This window comes from Pseudomonas sp. GW821-FHT09A09 (genome assembly GCF_059418405.1).
In genome coordinates, this window is sequence record NZ_JBWKPU010000014.1 from 111,276 (window position 1) to 134,059 (window position 22,784).

Sequence of the window (22,784 nt, forward strand, 5' to 3'; positions counted from 1 at the left end):
AGGTCACACAAAACAGTGTGGGAGCGGGCTTATGTGGGAGCTGGCTTGCCTGCGATGCAGGCACCTCGGTTGTTCAGATGAACTGAGGTGATGCTATCGCAGGCAAGCCAGCTCCCACACAAGCCGGCTCCCACATGTTGCCAGCAGTGTTGCTTACAGCTTGATCCAGGTCGCCTTCAGCTCGGTGTACTTGTCGAACGCGTGCAGCGACTTGTCGCGGCCATTGCCCGACTGCTTGAAGCCACCAAACGGGGCGGTCATGTCGCCGCCGTCGTACTGGTTGACCCACACGCTACCGGCACGCAGTGCCTTGGCGGTCAGGTGCGCCTTGGAGATGTCGGCAGTCCACACCGCTGCGGCCAGGCCGTAGACGGTGTCGTTGGCGATCTTCACCGCTTCCTCGGCGCTGTCGAAGGTGATCACCGACAGGACTGGGCCAAAGATCTCTTCCTGGGCGATCTTCATGGCGTTGGTCACACCGTCGAAGATCGTCGGTTCGACGTAGGTGCCACCGGTTTCTTCCAGGGTGCGCTTGCCACCCGCGACCAGCTTCGCACCATCGGCGTGGCCGGCCTCGATGTAGGACAGCACGGTGTTCATCTGCTGGGTATCCACAAGGGCGCCGACGTTGGTCGCCGGGTCCAGTGGGTTGCCCGGCTTCCAGCCCTTGAGGGCCTCGATCACCAGCGGCAGGAATTTGTCCTTGATGGAGCGCTCGACGAGCAGACGCGAACCGGCCGTGCAGACTTCGCCCTGGTTGAAGGCGATCGCGCCGGCCGCTGATTCGGCAGCGGCCTTGAGGTCCGGGGCATCGGCAAACACGATGTTCGGACTCTTGCCACCGGCTTCCAGCCAGACGCGCTTCATGTTCGACTCGCCGGAGCGGATCAACAATTGCTTGGCGATCTTGGTAGAGCCGGTGAACACCAGGGTATCGACGTCCATGTGCACCGCCAGCGCGTTGCCCACGGTGTGGCCGTAGCCTGGCAGTACGTTCAGCACGCCTTTTGGAATGCCGGCTTCAACCGCCAGGGCCGCGATGCGGATGGCGGTCAGCGGGGATTTTTCGGACGGTTTGAGGATCACCGAGTTACCGGTGGACAGCGCCGGGCCGAGCTTCCAGCAGGCCATCATCAACGGGAAGTTCCACGGCACGATAGCGCCCACGACACCGACCGGCTCGCGGGTCACCAGACCCAACTGATTGTGCGGGGTGGCGGCGACTTCGTCGTAGATCTTGTCGATGGCTTCACCGCTCCAGCTCAGGGCATTGGCGGCGCCGGGTACGTCGATTTCCAGGGAGTCGGTGATTGGCTTGCCCATGTCCAGGGTTTCAAGCAGCGCCAGCTCTTCGGCATTGGCGTTGAGCAACGCGGCGAAACGCAGCATGACGGACTTGCGCTTGGCCGGCGCCAGGCGCGACCACACACCGGAATTGAAGGTGGCGCGAGCGTTTTCCACGGCGCGCTGGGCGTCGGCGGCGTCACAGCTGGCAACAGTGGCCAGCAGGCGGCCATCGACCGGGCTGATGCATTCGAACGTGTCACCGGAAGCAGCGGCGGTGTATTCGCCGTTGATGTAGGCGCGGCCTTCGATCTTCAGATCCTTGGCGCGTTGTTCCCAGTCGGCACGGGTCAGGGTGGTCATGCGAGTGTCCTCCTCTTATTGAATACAAGGGCCAGGCGATGTCCCCCGGCAGCCTCACAGAATTCTTGCCCGGCCAGCCAGCTGTTCGGCTCAAGGCAGTTGCCACCCTAAACCAGCGGCTGGGGATGTTTCAATATATTTGACATAACGCCGGCAAACGCCCTTGCGATGTTCATTTTAATAAACATAGACTTTGGGCTCTCCAACCGCAGGCCAGACGGGACACGCACATGAGCATCCAGGACATCGTCGACTTCAGCCAAGCCAACACCGCCCCCGATCGCTACCGCCCTGCTGCGGAAAAAATCCTCAAGGGCGACCCGGAGCAAACGATCTACAACCACTACAACAGCCCGTGCGGCCAGATGAGCGCCGGGGTGTGGGAAGGTGAGGTCGGGCAATGGAAGGTCAACTACACCGAACATGAGTACTGCGAGATTGTGCAGGGCGTTTCGGTATTGCGAGATGCCGCGGGCAATGCCAAGACCCTGCGCGCCGGCGACCGCTTCGTGATTCCCGCTGGTTTCAGCGGCACCTGGGAAGTACTGGAACCGTGCCGCAAGATCTACGTGGTGTTCGAGCAGAAGGCCTGATCAGTAAATCGCAGGCAAAAAAAAGCCCGACTTGTGAGAGACGGGCTTTTTTTCACAAGGAGGAAAATCAATTACTTGATTTTGCCTTCTTTGTAGATCACGTGCTTGCGAACGCGCGGGTCGAACATTTTCTTTTCGAGCTTGTCCGGGGTAGTACGCTTGTTCTTGTCGGTAGTGTAGAAGTGACCAGTACCGGCGCTAGAGATCATTCGAATCAATTCACGCATGATAGAGCTCCTTAGATCTTGCCAGCGGCACGGATTTCGGCCAGCACGACAGTGATGCCACGCTTGTCGATGATACGCATGCCTTTAGCAGATACACGCAGGCGAACAAAACGTTTCTCTTCTTCAACCCAGAAGCGGTGATGCTGCAGGTTCGGCAGGAAACGACGACGGGTTTTGTTATTTGCGTGGGAAATGTTATTCCCAGTCACCGGACCCTTACCGGTAACTTGACAGACTCTCGACATGCCTCAGCCCTCTAAAACCACATGCCCAACCCGGCATGGGTTGGCCGCTTAATCTCTCAGTCATTTGGCGCCAGGCGCCGCGTTTCTTTAGGGTCTTACCGGCTACACCTACAAGCGAAGGAACCGGGCCCCTAGAAAAGAGCGCTGCTTTATACCAGAAAGACCCCAGTGCAACAACAGCCCGTGTGTTTTTACCGGCGTAAATCTTGGCAGCAGACGCCTGAACCGTTGCCAGGAGGGGCCGCTGTAATAGCCGACCGCTCGTCGCACAGAATGATTTACAGCGCCCGCCCGCACCGAAAAGTGAAGGGCGAAACGCGCTGAGGCGTCATCAAAACAGCATTTTGGCGAAAAGCACAGGCAAAAATGGGCTAGTCATTTGCCAATCAGACCACTACGGTAGGCTTTTTCCAGACTGCACTCGCAGATGGGCCTTCGATCTGCAAAGGAAACCGAATATGCGCTTCGCTGCCCTACCGCTATTGCTTGCCCCTCTCTTTATGGCGCCGCTGGCCCAGGCGGCCACCAACCTGAGTGTGTGTACCGAGGCCAGCCCCGAAGGGTTTGACGTGGTGCAATACAACTCGCTGACCACCACCAACGCCTCGGCCGACGTGCTGATGAACCGCCTGGTGGACTACGACGAGGCCAGCGGCAAGCTGGTGCCAAGCCTGGCCGACAGCTGGGACGTCTCGCCCGATGGCCTGACCTATACCTTCAAGCTGCACCCGGACGTGAAATTCCACCGCACCGAGTATTTCACCCCAAGCCGCACCCTGACCGCCGAAGATGTGCGCTTCAGCTTCGAACGCATGCTAGACCCGGCCAACCCATGGCATCAGGTCGCCCAAAGCGGCTTCCCGCACGCGCAATCCCTGCAACTGCCAACACTGGTCAAGAAAATCGACGCCCTCGACCCACTGACCGTGCGCTTCACCCTGGACCATGCCGACTCCACCTTCCTTGCCGCCCTGAGCATGGGTTTCGCGTCGATCTACCCAGCCGAATACGCCGACAAACTGCTCAAGGCCGGCACCCCCGAGAAGCTCAACAGCCAGCCGATCGGCACCGGCCCGTTCGTGTTCGTGCGGTTCCAGAAAGACGCCGTGGTGCGCTACAAGGCCAACCCGGACTACTTTGCCGGCAAACCGGCTGTGGATAACTTGATCTTCGCCATCACGCCGGACGCCAACGTGCGCCTGCAGAAACTCCACCGTGATGAGTGCCAGATCGCCCTGTCGCCCAAGCCCCTGGACGTGGGTGAAGCCGCCAAAGACGCAGCGTTGAAGGTGGAAAAAACCGCTGCATTCATGACGGCGTTTGTCGCCATCAACACCCAGCACCCGCCCCTGGACAAACCGGAAGTGCGTCAGGCCATCAACCTGGCGTTCGACAAGGACAGCTACCTCAAGGCCGTGTTTGAAGGCACTGCCGAAGCCGCCAATGGCCCTTACCCGCCCAACACCTGGAGCTATGCCAAGGATCTGCCGGGTTATCCACAAGACCTCGCCAAGGCCAAGGCCCTGCTGAACCGGGCTGGCCTCAAGGACGGCTTCAAGACCACGATCTGGACCCGCCCCACCGGCAGCCTGCTGAACCCCAACCCGAACCTCGGCGCACAACTGCTGCAGGCTGACCTGGCCAAGGTCGGCATCCAGGCAGAAATTCGCGTGATCGAATGGGGCGAGCTGATCCGCCGTGCCAAGGCCGGCGAGCACGACCTGTTGTTCATGGGCTGGGCCGGTGACAACGGCGACCCGGATAACTTCCTCACGCCGCAATTCTCTTGCGCGGCAGTGAAGTCCGGCACCAACTTCGCCCGTTATTGCGACCCGGCCCTGGACAAGCTGATCAGCGCGGGCAAGACCACCAGCGAACAAGGCGTGCGCAGCAAGTTGTACCAGCAGGCCCAGGCCCAGATCCAGCAGCAGGCACTCTGGCTGCCACTGGCTCACCCGACGGCATTCGCGCTGACCCGCAAGAATGTCGAGGGCTACAAGGTCAGCCCGTTCGGCCGACAGGACTTCTCCAAAGTCAGCCTGAAACCCTGACCGCCCTACCTGAACCCCCGACCCCGCCCTTGTAGGAGCCGGCTTGCCGGCGATGGCGTCCCGAAAACCTCATGGGTTTCATGGATGCTATCGCCGGCAAGCCGGCTCCTACAGCCATCCGTATTCAGCCATCGACAGCGGGTCACCATCGCCCACGATGATGTGATCCAGCACGCGCACGTCCACCACCTCCAGGGCCTTTTGTAGCAACTTGGTCATTTTTCGATCAGCTGCACTCGGTTCCGCATTCCCGGAAGGATGGTTATGACACAGGATCAGCGCCGCCGCGTTGTAGGCCAGGGCACGCTTGACCACTTGCCTGGGGTAAACGACCGCAGAGTCGATGGTGCCCTGAAACAACGCCTCGAACCCCAGCACCCGGTGCTTCGAGTCCAGAAACAGGCAACCAAACGTCTCATGAGGCTCATGCCGCAACAGCGCCTTGAGGTAACTGCGCACCGCCAGCGGGCTCTCCAGCACCGAATCACTGCGCAGTCGTTCGGCCATATGACGGCGGGACATTTCCAACACGGCCTGCAACTGGGCAAACTTCGCTGGCCCTAGCCCCAAATGCTGGCTGAACAGCGTCTGGCTCGCCTCCAGCAGCGGCCGCAAACCACCAAATTGCGCCAACAAATGGCGCGCCAGGTCGACCGCACTGCGGCCAGAAACCCCGGTGCGCAGGAAGATCGCCAACAATTCGGCGTCGGACAGACTCGCCGCCCCCCACTCCAAAAGCTTCTCCCGCGGCCGCTCCGCTACGGGCCAATCGCGAATACTCATCCCACCTCCGTGTGTACGTGCGCCGCTGTTGCCAGGCAGACGCTGTGTTATCTTAAGCCCTCTTTTTTGCCTGCGATTTCCCCTGGGGAGGGGGCATCGCAGGCGTCATTGAACTGGCATCACTGAACTGGAAAGGCAAACCAATGCAGCGTCTGTATCGGAAACGCATCGTTCTCGGCGTCGGCGGCGGTATCGCCGCCTACAAGAGCGCAGAGCTGGTTCGCAGGCTCCTGGACCAAGGCGCCGAAGTGCGCGTGGTCATGACCCGTGGTGGCAGCGAGTTCATCACCCCATTGACCATGCAGGCCCTCTCCGGCCACCCGGTTCACCTCGACCTGCTGGACCCGGCAGCTGAAGCCGCCATGGGCCATATCGAACTGGCCAAATGGGCCGACCTGGTGCTGATCGCACCGGCCACCGCCGACCTGATCGCCCGCCTGGCCCAGGGCATCGCCGATGACCTGCTGACCACCCTGGTGCTAGCCACCGACGCCACCGTCGCCATCGCCCCGGCCATGAACCAGGCCATGTGGCGTGACCCGGCGACCCAGGCCAACACCCAACTCCTGCAAAGCCGCGGCCTCAAGGTGTTCGGCCCGGCCTCCGGCAGCCAGGCCTGTGGCGACGTCGGCATGGGCCGCATGCTCGAGGCCACCGACCTGGCGCAGTGCGCCGCCGAGTGCTTCCAGCACCTGGCCCTGACCGGCAAGCACGTATTGATCACCGCCGGCCCGACCCAGGAAAACATCGACCCGGTGCGCTACATCACCAACCATAGCTCAGGAAAAATGGGCTTTGCCTTGGCAGAAGCGGCGGTTGAGGCAGGCGCGCGCGTCACCTTGATCACGGGCCCGGTGCATTTGCCGACCCCCGATCGGGTCACGCGAATCGACGTGGTCAGCGCCCGCGACATGCTGGCGGCCTGCGAAGCGGCTATTCCCTGCGACCTGTTCATCGCGTCGGCAGCGGTTGCAGACTACCGCCCGGAAGTCGTCGCCCCGCAAAAGCTCAAGAAAGACCCTACGAGCGGCGACGGCCTGCTCCTGCAAATGGTGCGCAACCCGGACATCCTGGCCACCATCGCCACGCGCCCGGACCGTCCGTTCAGCGTCGGCTTTGCCGCCGAGACCGAACACCTGCTGGACTACGCCGCACGCAAACTGAAAGACAAAAACCTCGACCTGATCGTCGCCAATGATGTCGCCAACCCGAGCATCGGCTTCAACAGCGAGGAAAACGCCTGCAGCGTGATTGACCGCGATCTGCACGCCACCCTTTTCGCCCAGACCAGCAAGGGCAAGATTGCCCGCCAACTGATCTCTTTTATCGCCCAACGGCTGAACCAGGTTTAATTCACATGCACGCTTTGCAAGCCAAGATCCTCGACCCACGCATCGGCAGCGATTTCCCACTGCCGGCCTACGCCACACCGGGCTCTGCCGGCCTTGACCTGCGCGCCATGCTCAAGGAGGACACTGTCCTTGAGCCGGGCCAGACAATCCTCATTCCGACCGGCCTGTCGATCTATGTCGGCGACCCCGGCCTGGCGGCTTTGATCCTGCCGCGCTCCGGCCTGGGCCATAAACATGGCATCGTGCTGGGCAACCTCGTGGGCCTGATCGACTCCGACTACCAGGGCGAACTGATGGTGTCGTGCTGGAACCGTGGCCAGACCGCGTTCAACATCGTTGTCGGCGAACGCATCGCCCAGCTGGTGCTGGTACCGGTGGTACAGGCGCACTTCGAGCTGGTTGAGGAATTTGTTGAAACACAACGCGGCGCAGGTGGTTTTGGGCATTCCGGCAGCCACTGACTAAGCTGAATCAGGCCGGGCGCCCTTGCCCGGCCCGATGCCACCGCATGGCTTTCCAGGATGAAGAATGCGCGCACCTTCTCAGCGAGATTTCGTCATTGAAATCAATGTATTACGCATCAAAAAGCACGGAGTGCCAGCGCCGATGGCATTTTTGCACCACGAACTCTCTGCCGAAAACGCCGTCATACCCTTCAGTTTGAGCCCGCCGGTCAGCCACATTCAGGCCAGCTTTGCCCCCTTCAGATGGAGTTTCCCCCCGCGATGAGTACCGCAGCCCGAGTAGCCCCGACTTTTCCCGACAGCATCTTTCGCGCCTATGACATTCGTGGCGTAGTGCCCAAGACCCTGACCGCCGAAACCGCCTACTGGATTGGCCGCGCCATCGGCGCCCAGAGCCTGGCTCAGGATGAGCCCAACGTTTCGGTAGGCCGTGACGGCCGCCTGTCCGGCCCGGAACTGGTCGAGCAACTGATCCAGGGCCTCGCCGACAGCGGCTGCCATGTCAGCGACGTCGGCCTGGTGCCAACACCTGCGCTGTACTACGCCGCCAACGTACTGGCCGGCAAATCCGGGGTCATGCTCACCGGCAGCCATAACCCGTCGGACTACAACGGCTTCAAGATCGTCATTGCCGGCGACACCCTCGCCAACGAGCAGATCCAGGCCCTGCACGACCGCTTGAAAAACAACGATCTGACCAGCGGCAAGGGCAGCATCACCAAAGTCGACATCCTGCAACGCTACTCTGACGAAATCACTGGCGACGTCAAACTCGCGCGCCGCCTGAAAGTGGTGGTGGACTGCGGCAACGGCGCCGCCGGCGTGATCGCCCCGCAACTGCTCGAAGCCCTGAATTGCGAGGTGACCCCGCTGTTCTGCGACGTCGACGGCAACTTCCCCAACCACCACCCGGACCCAGGCAAGCCCGAGAATCTGGTGGACCTGATCGCCAAGGTCAAGGAAACCGGGGCCGATGTCGGCCTGGCTTTCGACGGTGACGGTGACCGTGTGGGTGTAGTGACAAACACCGGCGAGAACGTCTTCGCCGACCGCCTGCTGATGCTGTTTGCCCGCGATGTGGTGGCGCGCAACGCCAACGCCGAGATCATCTTCGACGTGAAGTGCACCCGCCGCCTGACGCCGCTGATCAAGGAATACGGCGGTCGGCCACTAATGTGGAAGACCGGCCACTCGTTGATCAAAAAGAAAATGAAGGAAACCGGTGCCCTGCTGGCCGGCGAAATGAGCGGCCACGTGTTCTTCAAGGAGCGCTGGTTCGGGTTCGACGACGGTATTTACAGTGCCGCCCGTCTGCTGGAGATCCTCAGCAAGGAAAAATCCACGGCGCAGGAGCTGTTTCAGACCTTCCCGAATGATATTTCTACGCCAGAGATCAATATCCATGTGACCGAGGAGAGCAAATTCAGCATCATTGACGCACTGCACGATGCGCAATGGGGCGAAGGCGCCAACCTGACCACCATTGATGGTGTGCGAGTCGATTACGCCAAAGGCTGGGGCCTGGTTCGCGCGTCCAACACCACACCGGTGCTGGTCCTGCGTTTCGAGGCGGATACCGAGGCTGAGTTGCAGCGCATCAAGGACGTGTTCCACGCCCAGTTGAAACGTGTTGCCCCTGATCTCCAATTACCGTTCTGATTTTTTACCGGAGCCCTGAATGACCCTCGAACGCGAAGCCGCTGCCAATACCGCCAAAGTTCTTTCCGAAGCGTTGCCTTACATTCGACGCTATGTCGGCAAGACGCTGGTGATCAAGTACGGCGGCAATGCCATGGAAAGCGACGAGCTGAAAACCGGCTTTGCCCGCGACATCGTGTTGATGAAAGCCGTGGGGATCAACCCGGTGGTGGTCCACGGCGGCGGCCCGCAAATCGGCGACCTGCTCAAGCGCTTGTCGATCGAGAGCCACTTCATCGATGGCATGCGCGTCACAGATGCGCAGACCATGGACGTGGTGGAGATGGTCCTCGGCGGCCAGGTCAACAAGGACATCGTCAACCTGATCAACCGCCATGGCGGCAGCGCTATCGGCTTGACCGGCAAGGATGCGGAGCTGATCCGTGCGAAAAAACTGACGGTAACCCGTCAGACGCCGGAAATGACCCAGCCGGAAATCATCGACATCGGCCAAGTGGGCGAAGTGATCGGCATCAACACCGACCTGCTGAACCTGCTGGTCAAAGGTGATTTCATCCCGGTAATTGCGCCAATCGGCGTGGGCGCCAACGGCGAGTCCTACAACATCAACGCCGACCTCGTGGCCGGCAAGGTGGCCGAAGCACTGAAGGCTGAAAAGCTGATGCTGCTGACCAACATCGCTGGCCTGCTGGACAAGGAAGGCAAGGTACTGACCGGCCTGACCACCCAGCAAGTCGACGACTTGATCGCCGACGGCACTATCTACGGCGGCATGCTGCCGAAGATCCGTTGCGCGCTGGAAGCCGTGCAAGGCGGCGTCGGCAGCTCGCTGATCATCGATGGCCGCGTGCCGAATGCGGTACTGCTGGAGATCTTCACGGATACCGGCATGGGTACGCTGATCAGTAACCGCAAGCGTCCTTAAACGCTGAAAACAAAAGGCCCCGCTCAATTTGATTGAGCGGGGCCTTTTGTTTGTGCACGGTCCAAATGTGGGAGCTGGCTTGCCTGCGATGACGGCGGCGCATTCAACAATTTCATCGCCTGATACGCCGCTATCGCGGGCAAGCCCGCTCCCACAGGGGATTTGTGTCAGACGCCGAACTGCTCGCGGTAGGCGCGAACAGCAGGCAGATGCTGCTTGAGCTGCGGATCATCTTCCAGGAACTGCAGTACCTGATTCAACGACACGATGCTCACCACCGGAATGCCGAAGTCGCGCTCCACTTCCTGGATCGCCGACAATTCGCCATTGCCACGCTCCTGGCGGTTCAGCGCGATCAGCACGCCAGCGGCCTTGGCGCCTTCCTGGGAAGCAATGATCTGCATCACTTCACGGATAGCGGTGCCAGCGGTGATCACGTCGTCGATGATAAGTACTTCGCCCTTGAGCGGAGCCCCGACCAGGCTACCGCCTTCGCCGTGGGCCTTGGCTTCTTTGCGGTTGAAGCACCAAGGCAGGTCCTTGCCATGATGCTCGGCCAACGCCACGGCAGTTGCCGCTGCCAGGGGGATTCCCTTGTAGGCCGGGCCGAACAGCACGTCGAAGGGAATACCGCTTTCAACGATGGCGGCCGCATAGAAACGACCCAGCTGGGCCAGGGCCGAACCCGAGTTGAACAAGCCTGCATTGAAGAAGTACGGGCTGGTGCGCCCGGACTTGAGGGTGAACTCGCCGAAGCGTAAAACGCCGCGATCGATGGCAAAACGAATGAAATCGCGTTGATACGCCTGCATGAAAAAAGCCTCAGATACCACGGATTTAGCTAATTAGGTAGACGGCGTGTATCATACACGCACGCGATTTTTGGGGCCATTTATGCGGATCATCAGTGTGAACGTCAATGGTATTCAGGCTGCAGTCGAGCGTGGTTTGCTCAGTTGGCTGCAAGCACAGAATGCCGACGTCATCTGCCTGCAGGACACCCGCGCCTCCGCCTTTGAACTGGACGACCCAGCCTTCCAACTGGATGGCTACTTCCTTTATGCCTGCGATGCCGAAGTGCCCACCCAAGGTGGCGTGGCTTTGTACTCGCGGTTGCAACCCAAGGCGGTCATCAGCGGCCTCGGCTTCGAGACAGCCGACCGCTACGGGCGCTACCTGCAAGCCGATTTCGACAAGGTCAGCATCGCGACCTTGCTGCTCCCTTCGGGGCAGAACGGCGATGAAGACTTGAACCAGAAGTTCAAGCTAATGGACGACTTCGCCCGTTATCTGGATAAACAGCGGCGCAAACGTCGCGAGTACATTTACTGTGGCTCGCTGTACGTGGCGCAACAAAAGCTGGATATCAAGAACTGGCGCGACAGCCAGCAATCCCCGGGCTTCCTGGCGCCGGAACGTGCCTGGATGGACGAGATTGTCGGCAACATGGGCTACGTGGATGCCCTGCGTGAAGTCAGCCGTGAGGGCGACCAGTACAGCTGGTGGCCGGATAACGAACAGGCCGAGATGCTCAACCTGGGTTGGCGTTTCGACTACCAGTTGCTGACCCCAGGTCTGCGCCGGTTCGTTCGCAGCGCACGCCTGCCGCGCCAGCCGCGCTTCTCGCAGCACGCACCGCTGATCGTGGACTACGACTGGACTCTGACCATCTGAGGTCTTTTTCCAGGTACAAAAAAACCGACATCGCTGTCGGTTTTTTTGTGGGCGCTCGGTTATTCAACCGGGCGCCAGGTGAGGGGATAACGGTAGGCAATGCCTTTATTGGCCTTGATACCGGCAATGATCGTCAGCACCAACGCTCCGATCACCAGCACACCCATCAGCAGGAAGCCGATCACCACGAACCCGAGCACCATGCAGACCATCCAGGCGATTGCCACGGTGATCTGGAAGTTGAGGGCTTCCTTGCCCTGATCGTTGATGAACGGGTGCATATCTTTCTTGATCTGCCACAAAATCAGCGGCCCAATCAGGCTACCGAAGGGGAAGACCAACCCCAGAAACGCCGCGAAATGACACAACATCGCCCACTGGCGAACTTCCTTGGAAGGTTCCGGCACGGCCACCTGGCTGTCATTCATGGCGCTTCTCCTTGAAGCCTGTTCAGTCGGCCAATGCGGCGTTCTGCAGTTCGAAAATTTCAGTCATGCCCTTCTGGGCCAAGGCCAACATAGCGTTCAGCTCGGCCGGCTGGAATGGCGCGCCTTCGGCAGTGCCCTGCACTTCGATGAAACCACCGGTGCTGGTCATGACCACGTTCAGGTCGGTCTCGGCAGCCGAGTCTTCCAGGTAATCCAGGTCCAGCACAGGCTCGCCCTGGTACATGCCCACCGAAACGGCAGCGATCATTTGTTTGAGCGGGTCGCCGCCCTTCAGGCCGCCGCGCTTCTTGATCACTTTCAACGCGTCGACCAAAGCCACCATGGCGCCAGTAATGGACGCAGTACGGGTGCCGCCGTCGGCCTGGATCACGTCACAGTCGACGTACAGGGTCACGTCGCCCAGCTTGGACATGTCCAGGGCTGCGCGCAGGGAACGGCCGATCAGGCGCTGGATCTCCAGGGTACGACCGCCTTGCTTGCCACGGCTGGCTTCACGCTGGTTACGCTCGCCGGTGGCGCGCGGCAGCATGCCGTATTCGGCGGTCAACCAGCCCTGGCCCTGACCCTTGAGGAAACGCGGCACGCCATTTTCGACGCTGACGGTGCAGATAACCTTGGTATCGCCAAACTCGACCAGTACAGAACCCTCGGCGTGTTTGGTGTAGTTGCGGGTGATGCGGATCGAGCGGAGCTGATCGGCAGCGCGACCACTTGGACGTTTCATAGGGGATACCTGTACTGAGGACGAAAAACTGCCGAGCATTATAGAGCCGTGAACCGCTTCGGGGCACTGCTAAAAAATTCGGTTACCAATGGTCGAGTTTGGGCGCGTCCGCCCCACTGCGCTACAATCCTGCGCCTTCTTAACCATTCAGCCCGTGTTTGCGGGCTGCAACGCGAGGTACCTCCATGGTGCACAGCATGACCGCCTTCGCCCGCGTCGAAAAAGCCGGCGCCCAAGGCACCCTGAGCTGGGAACTGCGCTCGGTCAACAGTCGCTACCTGGAGCCGCACCTGCGCCTGCCGGAATCGTTCCGCGACCTCGAAGGCGCCGTGCGCGAAGCACTGCGCCAGGGCATTTCCCGTGGCAAGCTGGAATGCACCCTGCGCTTTACCGAGGAAACCACCGGCAAACCGCTGCAGGTCGACCGCGACCGCGCCGCGCAACTGGTCGCCGCGGCTGAAACCATCGCCGGCCTGATCAAGCAACCCGCCGCGCTGAACCCTTTGGAAGTGCTGGCCTGGCCCGGCGTGCTGGTGGCCGACGCCACCGACCCACAGGCCCTTAACGCCGAAGCCCTCGCCCTGTTCACTCAAGGTTTGAAGGAGCTGAAAGCCGGTCGCGAGCGCGAAGGCGCCGAACTGGCCCGCCTGATCAGCGATCGCCTGACCGCCATCGAGGAAGACGTGGTCACCCTGCGCGAGTTGGTGCCACAGATGCTCGCCACCCAGCGCCAGAAGGTCCTCGACCGCTTCACCGACATGAAGGCCGACCTCGACCCGACGCGTCTGGAGCAAGAGATGGTGCTGCTCGCACAAAAAAGCGACGTGGCCGAAGAGCTCGACCGCCTGAGCACCCACATCCTCGAAGTACGCCGCGTGCTCAAGTCGGCGGGTGCCGCCGGTCGGCGCCTGGACTTCCTGATGCAGGAACTCAACCGCGAAGCCAATACACTGGGCTCCAAGGCTTTCGATCCGCGCAGCACCACCGCTGCGGTCAACCTCAAGGTGTTGATCGAGCAGATGCGCGAACAAGTACAGAATATTGAGTAAGGCAACTTCCATGACCCACAGCACCGGCACCCTTTACATCATTTCCGCCCCCTCTGGCGCGGGCAAGAGCAGCCTGGTCAAGGCCCTGACCGACGCCGACGAGCAGATCCGCATCTCGGTCTCCCACACTACCCGCGCCATGCGCCCGGGTGAGGTGAACGGCGTGCACTACCACTTCGTCGAGCGCACCGAGTTCGTGAAGATGATCGAGCACGGCGACTTCCTGGAGCGCGCCGAAGTGTTCGGCAACCTCTACGGCACCTCGCAAAGCCACCTGCAGCAGACCCTGGACGAAGGCCACGACCTGATCCTGGAAATCGACTGGCAAGGTGCCGAGCAGGTACGCCAGCTGATGCCCAAGGCGCGTTCGATCTTCATCCTGCCGCCGTCCCTGGAAGCCTTGCACCAGCGCCTGACCAACCGTGGCCAGGACAGCGACGAGATCATCGAAGGCCGCATGCGTGAGGCCGTCAGCGAAATGAGCCACTACGTCGACTACGACTACCTGATCATTAACGACGACTTTTCCCACGCGCTGGAGGATTTGAAGGCGATTTTCCGCACCAATCAGCTCCAGCAAAAGCGCCAACAGCAGCGTTTCGGCAAATTGCTGGCCGAACTGCTCGGTTGATTGGCTCTTCCCAAAATGGCTGCAAGGGCTTTACATTGGTGCTTGCAGCGGTTTTACGAAGGCTCGCGAAAAATCAGCGCTTCCCTAAACGCTGGTGATTTTTTAAACTGCTCAGTCCGCTCGCCCAACCGGGCAGCGCGCATCTTGCATTCGCTCCGAGGAATACCATGGCCCGCGTAACCGTTGAAGACTGCCTAGAACACGTGGATAACCGCTTTGAGCTGGTCATGCTCTCTACCAAGCGTGCCCGTCAACTGGCCACTGGCGGCAAAGAGCCCCTGGTCCAGTGGGAAAACGACAAGCCTACCGTTGTCGCCCTGCGTGAAATCGCTGAAGGCCTGATGAGCTACGAGTTCATCGCCAACGCTGAAATCGTTGAAGACGAACCGCTGTTTGCAGCGTTCGAGGACGAGTCCAACGAGGCCGTCTAAGCCTATGCCTGGTCGACGTAGCACGGCGCGGGGTCACAGCCAACGGCAGGAGTTAACACTTTGCCGAGCATAGACGCCCTCGCCGATCGCTTATCGACCTACCTCGGCCCAGACCAGGTCAACCTGGTCCGCCGAGCGTATTTCTACGCCGAACAAGCCCACGACGGCCAGCGCCGCCGCAGCGGTGAGGCGTACGTCACCCATCCTCTTGCGGTGGCAAACATTCTTGCCGACATGCACATGGACCATCAGAGCCTGATGGCCGCGATGCTGCATGACGTGATCGAAGACACCGGCATCGCCAAGGAAGCGCTCAGCGCACAATTTGGCGAAACCGTGGCCGAACTGGTCGACGGGGTCAGCAAACTGACCCAGATGAACTTCGAGACCAAGGCCGAAGCCCAGGCGGAAAACTTCCAGAAGATGGCCATGGCCATGGCACGCGACATCCGCGTGATCCTGGTCAAGCTGGCCGACCGGCTGCACAACATGCGCACGCTGGAAGTGCTGTCCGGCGAAAAGCGCCGGCGCATCGCCAAGGAAACCCTGGAAATCTACGCGCCCATCGCCAACCGGCTGGGCATGCACGCCATTCGTATCGAATTCGAAGACCTCGGCTTCAAGGCCATGCACCCGATGCGCTCAGCGCGCATTTACCAGGCGGTCAAGCGCGCCCGGGGCAACCGCAAGGAAATCGTCAACAAGATCGAAGAGTCCCTGAGCCATTGCCTGGCGATCGACGAGATCGAGGGCGAAGTCAGCGGCCGGCAGAAACACATCTACGGCATCTATAAAAAGATGCGCGGCAAGCGCCGGGCCTTCAATGAGATCATGGACGTGTACGCGTTCCGGATCATCGTCGACAAGGTCGACACCTGCTACCGCGTGCTGGGTGCTGTACATAATTTGTACAAACCCCTGCCGGGCCGCTTCAAGGACTACATCGCGATTCCCAAGGCCAACGGCTACCAGTCGCTGCATACCACGCTGTTCGGTATGCACGGCGTGCCGATCGAGATCCAGATCCGCACCCGCGAAATGGAAGAGATGGCCAACAACGGCATCGCCGCCCATTGGCTGTACAAATCCAGCGGCGACGAGCAGCCAAAAGGCACCCATGCCCGCGCCCGCCAGTGGGTCAAGGGCGTGCTGGAAATGCAGCAACGTGCCGGCAACTCCCTCGAATTTATCGAAAGCGTGAAGATCGACCTGTTCCCGGACGAGGTCTACGTGTTCACGCCCAAAGGCCGGATCATGGAGCTGCCAAAAGGCTCCACGGCGGTCGACTTTGCTTACGCCGTGCACACCGACGTAGGCAACAGCTGTATTGCGTGTCGGATCAATCGTCGTCTCGCGCCGCTGTCTGAACCGCTGCAAAGCGGCTCCACAGTCGAGATCGTCAGCGCACCGGGCGCACGCCCGAACCCGGCGTGGCTCAACTTCGTGGTCACCGGCAAGGCGCGCACCCACATCCGTCACGCCCTGAAGCTGCAGCGCCGCTCCGAGTCCATCAGCCTCGGCGAACGCCTGCTGAACAAGGTGCTCAACGGCTTCGATAGCGCCCTCGACAAGATCCCGGCCGAGCGCGTGCAAGCGATGCTCCACGAATATCGTCAGGAAACCATCGAGGACCTGCTGGAAGATATCGGCCTGGGCAACCGCATGGCCTACGTGGTCGCCCGTCGCCTGCTCGGCGAAGGCGAACAGTTGCCAAGCCCGGAAGGCCCGCTGGCAATTCGCGGCACCGAGGGCCTGGTGCTCAGCTACGCCAAGTGCTGCACGCCGATCCCGGGCGACCCGATTGTTGGCCACCTGTCGGCGGGCAAAGGCATGGTGGTGCACCTGGACAACTGCCGCAACATCACCGAAATCCGCCACAACCCGGAAAAATGCATCCAGCTCTCGTGGGCCAAGGATGTCACCGGCGAATTCAACGTCGAGCTGCGGGTGGAGCTGGAACACCAGCGCGGCCTGATCGCACTGCTGGCCAGCAGCGTCAACGCGGCCGACGGCAATATCGAGAAAATCAGCATGGACGAGCGCGATGGTCGCATCAGCGTGGTCCAGTTGGTGGTCAGCGTCCACGACCGCGTGCACCTGGCCCGCGTGATCAAGAAACTGCGCGCCTTGACTGGTGTGATTCGTATCACCCGCATGCGTGCATAACCTGCCTCTTACAAGGAGTCACTCATGACCAAGACTGTTATCACCAGCGACAAGGCCCCGGCGGCCATCGGCACCTACTCCCAGGCCATCAAGGCGGGCAACACCGTCTACATGTCCGGCCAGATCCCGCTGGACCCAAAGACCATGGAGCTGGTTGAAGGCTTCGAAGCCCAGACCGTACAAGTCTTCGAGAACCTCAAGTCTGTTGCCGAAGCCGCTGGCGGTTCGTTCAAGGACATCGTCAAGTTGAACATCTTCCTCACCGACCTGAGCCACTTCGCCAAGGTCAACGAGATCATGGGCAAATACTTCGAACAACCCTACCCAGCCCGCGCCGCCATCGGCGTTGCTGCCCTGCCAAAGGGCGCACAGGTTGAGATGGACGCGATTCTGGTCATCGAGTAAAACACCCGGCGCAGCCCTCAAAGGGCTGCGCCGACTTTGTTTCAGAAGGATTTCGTAATGCGCAAAGCGCTTGTAGCCTCATCGTTGCTCGCCCTGTTGCTCGGCGGCTGCGCCAGCAACCCCGCCGACCTGGATGTGAGCGGCACCTGGATCAACCAGGTCGCCATCGATGCGGCAGCCAAGGGCGGCCCTTTGCGTGAAGCCCTGCAAACCTATGGCCCTAACCTTGAATGGGAAGTGAACACCAAGGCTTCGCAGGCACGCTACTACAACGGTTTTGAAGTAGCCGAAGGCAAGTTGCTCGGTGAGAAATCCGGCGCCTGGAGCGTGGATTTCTACGGCAGCACGGCCACCGAACTCAAGCGCAAAGGCAAACAACTGCTGCAAGTGGCCAATGACAACGAGCCTGAGCAGCTGTTCTCCCGCGCCAAAGACCCTGCCCCGGAAGGCGCGCCACTGGGCGCCAACTTTGAACGGGCGCTGTATGCGGCCTACATGGGCGGCGACTGGAAGATCAAAGACGGCAACGGTGACGGCGCCACGGTCCAGTTCCAGGCCAATGGCCAGGTGGCTGGCCTGCCGGGTGTCGACCAGTATTCGCTGTGCCTGGCGGGCGACTGCGCCTCCATGAGCGGCGGTTACGACAGCATCTGGCTGCAACTGAACGGCAAGGGCAACCCGTGGATCTTTGCGCGCAAGGGCAAACAGCTGGAAATCTTCCAGGCGGTGAACACTGCGCAGGCGGATGAAGTGCCCTCGTTCACCCCAGGCCCTCGCCAGTGGCTGCTTGAAAAGCAGTAATCCGCCTCACGAGAATCCAAATGTAGGAGCTGGCTTGCCAGCGATGGCGGTGCCACATCCAATGCAGATGTGACTGACACACCGCTATCGCAGGCAAGCCAGCTCCCACATTTTCAACCGTGTTTCAGCCTTTGAGAATCGCGGCATAGCCTTCGCGATACGTTGGATACGTCGGCTTCCAGCCCAACGCCTTGACCCGTGCATTGCTGCACTGCTTGCTCCCCGCCCGGCGCACACTGGCGTCATCCGCCCACTCCGTCACACCCAGATACTCACGCAACCACCCCACCACCTCAGCCAACGGTGCCGGCGCATCGTCGACGCCAATGTAGACCTTATCCAACGCGCCGCCCTGCTCCACATGCCGCAACAAAAACGCCAGCAAGCCCGCCGCGTCATCCGCATGAATGCGGTTGCCATATAAAGGTGGATCGATTGCCACGCGATAGCCCTGGCGTACCTGGGTCAGCAGCCACTCTCGGCCCGGGCCGTAAATGCCCGTCAGGCGCACGATGCTCGCCGGTATGCCACTGTTGAGCGCCACTTGCTCGGCTTCGAGCATGATCTTGCCGGAATACCCCTGCGCCTGGGTGTCGGACGTTTCATCAACCCACTCACCGTTCTGCTGCCCATACACACTGCTGCTGGACACAAACAGCAAGTGTTTCGGCGCCTGGCCATAGTCCTGCAGCCACTCCAACACATGCTGCAACCCTTGCACATAAGCGGCGCGATAGCCGGCTTCGTCGTGGTCGGTGGCCGCTGCGCAATACACCAGGTAATCCACCCCGCCGATCGGCCAGGTGTCGGGGCAGTCCTTATTGAACAGGTCGCCGGCAATGCCAATCACCCCCTGCGGAAGCCGCGAAATATCGCGCCGCAGGCCGTGGACCTCCCATTTTGAGTCCAGCAATTGGCTGGCCAGACGACTACCCACATCACCGCAGCCGGCAATCACAACAGAGGGCGCAGACATTACAAAACTCCATGACTAAAGGCGCAGATTAGCCGCCGAAGATGACCAGCGGCCAGCAAAAGGACAAATTAAGTAACTGTATTACTTTTGTTAACAAGAATTACTTGCAATAATAACCGCCCATTTGTCCTCGACCCCCACGGGTCTGGCAGGACGATCACTCATTTTTTCTCTCAGGTCCGGCCAGCATGACACGTAATACAAACCCCGCTTCGCCAACCAAGCCTCACAGCCCATCCCGCGCCTGGCGTGCGATTGCTGCGTTGCTGTTCAGCGTAATGCTGGCACCGACCGCCGCATTCGCCGATGCCACTGCACCGTCTGCTGCTCCAGCTGCCGCAGCACAAACACCCGCAGCGCACGTCGAACAAATAGCTGTGCCAAAAAACGCCGACGGCACCGTCGACGTTTCCAAGCTGCCGCCGGAACTCAAAAACGCGATCGACGGCATCAATGCCCTGGGTGAAGAAGCTCAAGCCGAACAGGACAACTCCCTGGGCATGGCCCACGACCTGTCCCCATGGGGCATGTACCAGAACGCAGACGTCGTGGTGAAAGCCGTGATGATCGGCCTGGCCATTGCCTCGATCATCACCTGGACCATCTGGATCGCCAAGGGCTTCGAGCTGCTGGGCGCCAAACGCCGCCTGCGCACTGAAATCGTCCACCTGAAAAAAGCCACCACCCTCAAGGAAGCGAGTGAAACCGCGACCAAGAAGGGCACCCTGGCCAACCTGCTGGTCCACGACGCTCTGGAAGAAATGCGCCTGTCGGCCAACACCCGCGAAAAAGAAGGCATCAAGGAACGCGTCAGCTTCCGCCTGGAGCGCCTGGTGGCTGCCTGCGGTCGCAACATGAGCAGCGGCACCGGCGTGCTGGCAACCATCGGTTCTACCGCGCCGTTCGTCGGCCTGTTCGGTACCGTGTGGGGCATCATGAACAGCTTCATCGGCATCGCCAAAACCCAGACCACCAACCTCGCAGTCGTTGCCCCAGGCATCGCTGAAGCCCTGCTGGCCACGGCCCTGGGCCTGGTTGCCGCGATTCCTGCGGTGGTGATCTACAACGTCTTCGCCCGTTCCATCGCCGGCTACAAGGCCCAGGTATCGGACGCGTCGGCAGAAGTCCTGCTGCTGGTCAGCCGTGACCTCGATCACCTGCCTACCGAGCGCAGCTCGCAACCGCACATGGTGAAAGTGGGGTAATCGGCCATGGGCCTGCATTTGAATCAAGGCGACGACGAACTCGTCGAGAACCACGAAATCAACGTCACACCGTTTATCGACGTGATGCTGGTGCTGCTGATCATCTTCATGGTGGCAGCCCCCCTGGCGACCGTGGACATCAAGGTCGACCTGCCCGCGTCCAGCGCCAAGCCTGCGCCGCGGCCGGAAAAACCGATATTCCTCAGCGTGAAGGCGGACCAGCGCCTGTTCCTGGGCGAAGAAGAAGTCAAAGCTGAAACCTTGGGCCCGGTGCTCGACGCCAAGACCCAAGGCAAGAAAGACACGACCATCTTCTTCCAGGCCGACAAAGGCGTGGACTACGGCGACCTGATGAGCGTGATGGATGCCCTGCGGGCAGCCGGCTACCTCAAGGTAGGCCTGGTCGGACTTGAGACGGCAGCCAAGAAATGATCACGACGCGCCACAAACTGACGCGATATGGCACCAGCCTCGCCGTCGTACTGGGCGTGCATGCCGTCGCGATCGCTATCGCGCTTCATTGGTCAGCACCGCGTACGGTGCAGTTGCCACCGGCAGCCATGGTCATCGACCTGGCACCGATGCCAGCCCCGCCGCCGCCGGCACCGCCCAAGGTGATCACGCCGCCGCAACCGCCTGCACCGGTGGAAGAGCTGCCCCTGCCGAAGCTGGCCGAGGCACCCAAGCCAACGATCCAGGTGCCCAAGCCGGTCAAGCCAAAGCCTAAACCTCAGCCGCCCAAGCCCGTGGAAAAAAAGCCCGAGCCGCCCAAGGAGAAACCTTCCGAGGAGCCGCCGAGCGAAACCCCACCGACCAACGCACCCGCTGAGAAGTCGGCCCAGCCCGTTCCTGGCCCGTCGCCTCAACAGATTGCGGCCAAAGCGTCTTGGGAAGGCACCCTGCTGGCCCACTTGCAGAAGTACAAAAAGTACCCGCAAAGTGCCCAACAGCGTGGCAAGGAAGGCATGAACCGCCTGCGCTTTGTGGTCGATGCCGAAGGCAATGTATTGTCCTACGAACTGGTGGGCCGCTCCGGCAACGCCGATCTGGACCGTGCGACCCTGGAGATGATCCGTCGTGCCCAGCCACTGCCCAAGCCACCGGCCGATATGTTGAAGGGCGGCAGCGTCGAGATCGTCGCGCCGTTCGTTTACAACATCGAGAAGCGTCGCCGCTAACAACTGAAGCTGGTTTGTCGGATCGCCGCACCGCTGCGATAGCATCACCTCGGTGCAACTTAAGACCGAGGTGCCTGCATCGCCGGCAAGCCAGCTCCTACATTGATTTACTGCATCAGCAAAATCCTCCCTATTCCCCGCTCAATCCCCACCAAAGTTCTGATAACGTGCGTCTATCGATTGCAGCCGGTATGCTTGGCCCGCAACCTCATGGACGCTCGCTATGACTCTTACAGAATTACGCTACATCGTGACCCTCGCCCAAGAGCAGCACTTCGGCCACGCGGCCGAGCGTTGCCATGTCAGCCAGCCGACGCTGTCGGTGGGTGTGAAAAAGCTTGAAGACGAACTCGGTGTGCTGATTTTCGAGCGCAGCAAGAGCGCCGTGCGCCTGACTCCGGTGGGCGAAGGCATCGTTGCCCAGGCCCAGAAGGTCCTCGAGCAAGCCCAAAGCATTCGCGAACTGGCCCAGGCCGGCAAAAACCAGCTGACGGCACCGCTCAAAGTCGGCGCCATCTACACCGTCGGCCCGTACCTGTTCCCGCACCTGATCCCGCAACTGCACCGCGTTGCGCCGCAGATGCCGCTGTATATCGAAGAAAACTTCACCCACGTGCTACGCGACAAACTGCGCAACGGCGAGCTGGACGCGATCATCATCGCCCTGCCGTTCAACGAGGCGGACGTGCTCACCCTGCCGCTCTACGATGAGCCGTTCTACGTGCTGATGCCGGCCAGCCACCCGTGGACGCAAAAAGAAACCATCGACGCCGGCCTGCTCAACGACAAGAGCCTGCTACTGCTGGGCGAAGGTCACTGTTTCCGCGACCAAGTGCTGGAAGCCTGCCCGACCCTGACCAAAGGCAACGACGGCGCCAAGCACACCACCGTGGAATCCAGCTCCCTGGAAACCATCCGCCACATGGTCGCCTCCGGCCTGGGCATTTCGATCCTGCCGCTCTCGGCAGTCGACAGCCATCACTACGCCCCCGGCGTAATCGAAGTGCGCCCACTCACGCCACCCGTGCCATTCCGTACCGTGGCGATCGCCTGGCGTGCCAGCTTCCCACGGCCAAAGGCCATTGAGATCCTGGCCGACTCGATCCGCCTGTGCTCGGTGGCCAAGCCGACTGTTGCGAGCTGATTAGC

24 protein-coding genes and 1 pseudogene are annotated in these 22,784 nt (G+C 60.8%); 17 read left to right on the forward strand and 8 right to left on the reverse strand.

Features of this window, described 5'->3' with window-relative positions:
- Positions 1-153: 153 nt before the first annotated feature.
- A complete protein-coding gene (locus AC07OV_RS14820) occupies positions 154-1,647 on the reverse strand; it encodes an aldehyde dehydrogenase (protein ID WP_176994450.1) in 1,494 nt (497 codons plus the stop codon).
- A gap of 230 nt (positions 1,648-1,877) precedes the next feature.
- On the opposite strand from AC07OV_RS14820, the gene AC07OV_RS14825 reads away from it, so the two are divergent.
- Entirely contained in the window at positions 1,878-2,240 is a 363-nt protein-coding gene (locus AC07OV_RS14825; protein ID WP_176994451.1) for a cupin domain-containing protein, read from the forward strand.
- A gap of 71 nt (positions 2,241-2,311) precedes the next feature.
- Here the strand turns inward: AC07OV_RS14825 and rpmG are convergent, their stop codons facing one another.
- Both rpmG and rpmB read right to left on the reverse strand, forming a co-directional pair.
- Complete coding sequence (gene rpmG / locus AC07OV_RS14830) at positions 2,312-2,467, reverse strand: 50S ribosomal protein L33 (RefSeq protein ID WP_003176906.1); 156 nt, start codon at positions 2,465-2,467, stop codon at positions 2,312-2,314.
- 11 nt (positions 2,468-2,478) lie between these two features.
- Positions 2,479-2,712, reverse strand: a complete 234-nt coding sequence (gene rpmB, locus AC07OV_RS14835; RefSeq protein WP_003176907.1) for a 50S ribosomal protein L28 — start codon at positions 2,710-2,712, stop codon at positions 2,479-2,481.
- A gap of 458 nt (positions 2,713-3,170) precedes the next feature.
- On the opposite strand from rpmB, the gene AC07OV_RS14840 reads away from it, so the two are divergent.
- The gene (locus AC07OV_RS14840) at positions 3,171-4,763 is read left to right on the forward strand and encodes an ABC transporter substrate-binding protein (RefSeq protein WP_495092470.1); all 1,593 of its coding nucleotides are present in this window, start codon (positions 3,171-3,173) and stop codon (positions 4,761-4,763) included.
- A 108-nt stretch (positions 4,764-4,871) separates the two neighbouring features.
- On the opposite strand, the gene radC is transcribed toward AC07OV_RS14840, so the two are convergent.
- Positions 4,872-5,546: a RadC family protein gene (gene radC, locus AC07OV_RS14845; protein WP_176994453.1), complete on the reverse strand. Its 675-nt coding sequence runs from the start codon at positions 5,544-5,546 to the stop codon at positions 4,872-4,874.
- 143 nt (positions 5,547-5,689) lie between these two features.
- Here radC and coaBC point away from each other — a divergent pair, with 143 nt between their 5' ends.
- From coaBC to argB, 4 genes and pseudogenes are all read left to right on the forward strand, one after another.
- The gene (gene coaBC / locus AC07OV_RS14850; protein ID WP_099586016.1) at positions 5,690-6,898 is read left to right on the forward strand and encodes a bifunctional phosphopantothenoylcysteine decarboxylase/phosphopantothenate--cysteine ligase CoaBC; all 1,209 of its coding nucleotides are present in this window, start codon (positions 5,690-5,692) and stop codon (positions 6,896-6,898) included.
- A 5-nt stretch (positions 6,899-6,903) separates the two neighbouring features.
- A complete protein-coding gene (gene dut, locus AC07OV_RS14855; RefSeq protein ID WP_176994454.1) occupies positions 6,904-7,359 on the forward strand; it encodes a dUTP diphosphatase in 456 nt (151 codons plus the stop codon).
- Between the two features lie 240 nt (positions 7,360-7,599).
- Positions 7,600-9,021, forward strand: a pseudogene (locus tag AC07OV_RS14860) (phosphomannomutase/phosphoglucomutase); the annotation flags it as partial.
- 19 nt (positions 9,022-9,040) lie between these two features.
- On the forward strand, positions 9,041-9,946 hold the full coding sequence (gene argB / locus AC07OV_RS14865; RefSeq protein ID WP_065902486.1) for an acetylglutamate kinase: 906 nt from the start codon (positions 9,041-9,043) through the stop codon (positions 9,944-9,946).
- A 167-nt stretch (positions 9,947-10,113) separates the two neighbouring features.
- On the opposite strand, the gene pyrE is transcribed toward argB, so the two are convergent.
- A complete protein-coding gene (gene pyrE, locus AC07OV_RS14870) occupies positions 10,114-10,758 on the reverse strand; it encodes an orotate phosphoribosyltransferase (protein WP_494997533.1) in 645 nt (214 codons plus the stop codon).
- An 82-nt stretch (positions 10,759-10,840) separates the two neighbouring features.
- On the opposite strand from pyrE, the gene crc reads away from it, so the two are divergent.
- A complete protein-coding gene (crc, locus tag AC07OV_RS14875) occupies positions 10,841-11,620 on the forward strand; it encodes a catabolite repression control protein Crc (protein ID WP_003195493.1) in 780 nt (259 codons plus the stop codon).
- A gap of 59 nt (positions 11,621-11,679) precedes the next feature.
- Here crc and AC07OV_RS14880 read toward each other — a convergent pair whose 3' ends face one another.
- Together AC07OV_RS14880 and rph are read right to left on the reverse strand one after the other, a co-directional pair.
- Positions 11,680-12,048 carry a DUF4870 domain-containing protein gene (locus AC07OV_RS14880; RefSeq protein ID WP_176994457.1) on the reverse strand — a complete coding sequence of 123 codons (369 nt, stop codon included), beginning with the start codon at positions 12,046-12,048 and terminating at the stop codon, positions 11,680-11,682.
- A gap of 22 nt (positions 12,049-12,070) precedes the next feature.
- Positions 12,071-12,793: a ribonuclease PH gene (rph, locus tag AC07OV_RS14885; protein WP_016975928.1), complete on the reverse strand. Its 723-nt coding sequence runs from the start codon at positions 12,791-12,793 to the stop codon at positions 12,071-12,073.
- A 185-nt stretch (positions 12,794-12,978) separates the two neighbouring features.
- On the opposite strand from rph, the gene AC07OV_RS14890 reads away from it, so the two are divergent.
- The 6 genes from AC07OV_RS14890 (at position 12,979) to AC07OV_RS14915 (ending at position 18,276) form a co-directional block, all read left to right on the forward strand.
- The gene (locus tag AC07OV_RS14890; protein WP_176994458.1) at positions 12,979-13,842 is read left to right on the forward strand and encodes a YicC/YloC family endoribonuclease; all 864 of its coding nucleotides are present in this window, start codon (positions 12,979-12,981) and stop codon (positions 13,840-13,842) included.
- Between the two features lie 10 nt (positions 13,843-13,852).
- Positions 13,853-14,473, forward strand: a complete 621-nt coding sequence (gene gmk / locus AC07OV_RS14895) for a guanylate kinase (RefSeq protein ID WP_176994459.1) — start codon at positions 13,853-13,855, stop codon at positions 14,471-14,473.
- Between the two features lie 167 nt (positions 14,474-14,640).
- Positions 14,641-14,904 (forward strand): DNA-directed RNA polymerase subunit omega, encoded by a 264-nt coding sequence (gene rpoZ / locus AC07OV_RS14900; RefSeq protein WP_003176920.1) that lies wholly within the window; start codon positions 14,641-14,643, stop codon positions 14,902-14,904.
- Positions 14,905-14,964: 60 nt separating this feature from the next.
- Positions 14,965-17,070: a bifunctional GTP diphosphokinase/guanosine-3',5'-bis pyrophosphate 3'-pyrophosphohydrolase gene (gene spoT, locus AC07OV_RS14905; protein WP_017735756.1), complete on the forward strand. Its 2,106-nt coding sequence runs from the start codon at positions 14,965-14,967 to the stop codon at positions 17,068-17,070.
- A 24-nt stretch (positions 17,071-17,094) separates the two neighbouring features.
- Positions 17,095-17,475: a RidA family protein gene (locus AC07OV_RS14910; protein WP_003176922.1), complete on the forward strand. Its 381-nt coding sequence runs from the start codon at positions 17,095-17,097 to the stop codon at positions 17,473-17,475.
- A gap of 57 nt (positions 17,476-17,532) precedes the next feature.
- Positions 17,533-18,276, forward strand: coding sequence for a hypothetical protein (locus AC07OV_RS14915; protein WP_495092471.1), 744 nt, complete (start codon positions 17,533-17,535; stop codon positions 18,274-18,276).
- Positions 18,277-18,400: 124 nt separating this feature from the next.
- Here AC07OV_RS14915 and AC07OV_RS14920 read toward each other — a convergent pair whose 3' ends face one another.
- Positions 18,401-19,252 carry an SDR family oxidoreductase gene (locus tag AC07OV_RS14920; protein ID WP_494997532.1) on the reverse strand — a complete coding sequence of 284 codons (852 nt, stop codon included), beginning with the start codon at positions 19,250-19,252 and terminating at the stop codon, positions 18,401-18,403.
- 188 nt (positions 19,253-19,440) lie between these two features.
- Between AC07OV_RS14920 and exbB the strand changes: the two genes are divergently transcribed.
- The 4 genes from exbB to AC07OV_RS14940 all read left to right on the forward strand — a co-directional run bounded on the left by exbB (position 19,441) and on the right by AC07OV_RS14940 (position 22,779).
- Positions 19,441-20,457, forward strand: a complete 1,017-nt coding sequence (gene exbB / locus AC07OV_RS14925) for a tonB-system energizer ExbB (RefSeq protein ID WP_176994462.1) — start codon at positions 19,441-19,443, stop codon at positions 20,455-20,457.
- Positions 20,458-20,463: 6 nt separating this feature from the next.
- Entirely contained in the window at positions 20,464-20,889 is a 426-nt protein-coding gene (gene exbD / locus AC07OV_RS14930; protein WP_003195519.1) for a TonB system transport protein ExbD, read from the forward strand.
- Positions 20,886-21,635: a TonB family protein gene (locus AC07OV_RS14935; protein WP_494997531.1), complete on the forward strand. Its 750-nt coding sequence runs from the start codon at positions 20,886-20,888 to the stop codon at positions 21,633-21,635. The genes exbD and AC07OV_RS14935 overlap by 4 nt, the downstream gene beginning before the upstream one ends.
- A gap of 223 nt (positions 21,636-21,858) precedes the next feature.
- Entirely contained in the window at positions 21,859-22,779 is a 921-nt protein-coding gene (locus AC07OV_RS14940) for a hydrogen peroxide-inducible genes activator (RefSeq protein WP_495092472.1), read from the forward strand.
- Positions 22,780-22,784 lie beyond the last annotated feature (5 nt).